The sequence below is a fragment of the Vibrio sp. 10N.261.52.A1 genome (genome assembly GCF_002876325.1).
GTDB lineage: Bacteria > Pseudomonadota > Gammaproteobacteria > Enterobacterales > Vibrionaceae > Vibrio > Vibrio chagasii.
The window spans coordinates 1-2,754 of the sequence record NZ_MCYD01001265.1; the positions used below are offsets into that span (position 1 = coordinate 1).

Annotated in this window: 2 protein-coding genes and 1 pseudogene; 2 read left to right on the forward strand and 1 reads right to left on the reverse strand. The window is 45.1% G+C overall.

What is annotated here, in order from left to right; translation table 11 throughout:
- Nucleotides 1-42: 42 nt before the first annotated feature.
- Together BCT81_RS26630 and BCT81_RS26635 are read left to right on the forward strand one after the other, a co-directional pair.
- Complete coding sequence (locus BCT81_RS26630) at nt 43-702, forward strand: response regulator transcription factor (protein WP_004741316.1); 660 nt, start codon at nt 43-45, stop codon at nt 700-702.
- A 150-nt stretch (nt 703-852) separates the two neighbouring features.
- Nucleotides 853-2,202: an ATP-binding protein gene (locus BCT81_RS26635; RefSeq protein WP_102426414.1), complete on the forward strand. Its 1,350-nt coding sequence runs from the start codon at nt 853-855 to the stop codon at nt 2,200-2,202.
- Between the two features lie 103 nt (nt 2,203-2,305).
- Here BCT81_RS26635 and BCT81_RS26640 read toward each other — a convergent pair.
- Nucleotides 2,306-2,706: pseudogene (locus BCT81_RS26640) on the reverse strand (VOC family protein).
- Between the last annotated feature and the right edge of the window lie 48 nt (nt 2,707-2,754).

The window sequence follows — 2,754 nt, forward strand, 5'->3', positions numbered from 1 at the left end:
AAGCACAACGAACAGTCATTACAAAAATTAAGAAGAACAATTATGAAAATTTTAGTCGTTGAAGACGAACCTCGTTTGGGCCAACAGATTATTGAAACACTTGAGGGGGCTGACTGGGTTCCAGAACTTTCTCAAGATGGTATCGACGCTCTTTATCGCGCGACATCAGAAGAGTGGGATGCGATTGTTCTCGACTTAGGTCTACCTAAGCTTGATGGCCTAACCGTTTTAAAAGGCATTCGAGACGAAAACATCAACACGCCGGTGATTATCCTAAGTGCTCGTGACACCCTAACCCAACGTGTTGAAGGCTTAAACGCAGGCGCTGACGATTACCTAACTAAGCCATTCGAAATGGTCGAGCTGATTGCCCGTATTCGCGCACAACTTCGCCGTGCGTCGGGCAGCGCAGCACCCGTTCTTCAAATTGGTGATTTAAGCTTGGACACTCGCAGTTCAAAAGTGTTGTGGCAAGGCCAAGCAGTCAGCCTAACGGCACTAGAATATAAGGTTGTCGCGTACTTCATGCACAACCAAAATAAGGTTATCTCACGCACTGAACTGGTTGAGCATATCTACAAACAAGACTTCGACCGCGATTCAAACACGGTTGAGGTATTTATTGGTCGTATTCGTAAGAAAATCGCACCAAAGATCATCAAAACCGTGCGTGGCCTTGGCTACCAACTGAATGCTGAATAAGTCTCTATTTAATTAGAACAACAAAAATCAATTAAACTAAGAGAAATCAAGCACACTCACCCACTAAGTGGACAGCCTGTACTGATCATCGAAATAGCTGATCATCGAAATACAAGTCGATAACGATGAGCAAAGGCAGGCTGGAAATGCATGAACCTAAAGAAACGAACACTTAAAAACATCAGTCTAAAAAGCCGCTTGCTTCTCGCTGCGGCTTTTTGGCTAGGTGCGATGATATTAGCGGCCGGTGTTGGTATACCAAAACTGGTGAACGATTACCTTGTCGACGACATGAAGCAGCAACTTGCCCTAACCATGGACGAGCTCACCGCCAATATTGAGACCAATGACAATGGCAACCTAATCATGGCAGAACGCCTGTCTGACCCTAGGTTTAACCAACCTTACAGCGGTATTTATTGGCGTGCTTCGACTCAAGATCAAATCATTCGTTCTCGCTCCCTATGGGACAAAGACCTCACCATCGAGCGTTCTCCTATTCACACTTCCGTTAAAGGACCTGAAAAAGAGAAGCTGATTTACATTGAGCAAGATATCTACCTGCCTTCGCTGAGCGACCCAATTACCATCACAATTGGTATTGACGAAGACCCACTCGAGTCGACGCTAACGGAGTTAACGGGTCAGGTATGGCTAATCTTGATGCTGTTATTTGTCGGCGTACTCATGTTGATTGGTATTCAAGTGAGCTGGTCTCTATTGCCGCTGAGTAAGATGCAACGTGAGCTGGTAATGCTGAGAAAAGGTGAACAACAAGGGCTAAGCGACAACTACCCGAAAGAGGTCTCGCCACTAGTATCTGACCTTAATGCCCTACTGTTTCACTACCAAGAGTTACTGGAGCGTGCTCGTAACCACGCAGGTAACCTATCTCATGCGTTAAAGACGCCGTTGTCGGTGATGAAAAATGAAATTGAGATGCTGCCTGACAATGAAAAGAAACTATTACAACAACCGATTCAACAGATCCAAAGCCAGATAGATTATCACCTTGGTCGTGCTCGTATGGCGGGTGCGATGAACATTCTTTCGGTGAAATCCTCACCTTGTGAGCGTGTTGAAGCGATTTCAATGGCGTTTGATAAAGTTTATGCCGCTAATGAAGTCACCATGATCAATGAGCTGGATTCTGAACTAGAGGTCGCTGTAGAAAAAACCGACCTTGATGAGATGGTCGGAAACCTACTCGAGAACAGTTACAAGTGGGCCAATAGCATTATCCGTGCTCACGCTAACGAACTGACCGACGGTAATGTCGAGTTAATCATTGAGGATGATGGACAAGGCATCCCCGAAGAGAAGCTCGAACAAGTGACTAAACGAGGCGTAAGGCTAGACGAAACCACGCCAGGAACAGGTCTAGGGTTGAATATTGTCAATGAGATGGCACACAGTTACCGGGGGAGCTTAACGCTAAGTAAGAGTTCAATGGGTGGCTTAAAAGCTTCTCTTGTTCTAAAGGTATCTCAAGCCTCTTAAAGTGACTACATTCAAGAACCTGCTATACCTTAAATAAAAATAAGGAGTTTACGTATCACGCGTAAACTCCTTTTTGATCTTTTGCCGTTTTTACTCTGCAAATTTAAGTCATCGAATACGAACTAATGACATTGCCTTTGGTATCACTGACCACGCTGATGAAACTTTGTTATCCATGAAGAAAGCGGGCTGTCCAATCGCCATTTTAGGTACTTGTAGAACACCACCATTCGCCGCCGCCAGGCTTGCTTCTGTCGCACAATCATCACAAGAGAAATACGCCATAGTGCTATTGCCCCCGGCCTTAACATCAGGCATCGAACACAAAGCCCCTGTCGCGCCGTATTTGTCCATATCGCTAGGAAACACCCACATTTCAATATCGATGCCCGTCTCATTATCTAACTTCTCTAGCGTCACTTTAATGACGGCCTCATAAAAGGATTTGGCTCTCACCATATCGTCGACATAGATTTCAAACCAACCAACCCGATTCATTTGCATACTTTGTCCTTAGCTTTCGCCCTTGTTCACTCTTAATTAGGATAGACA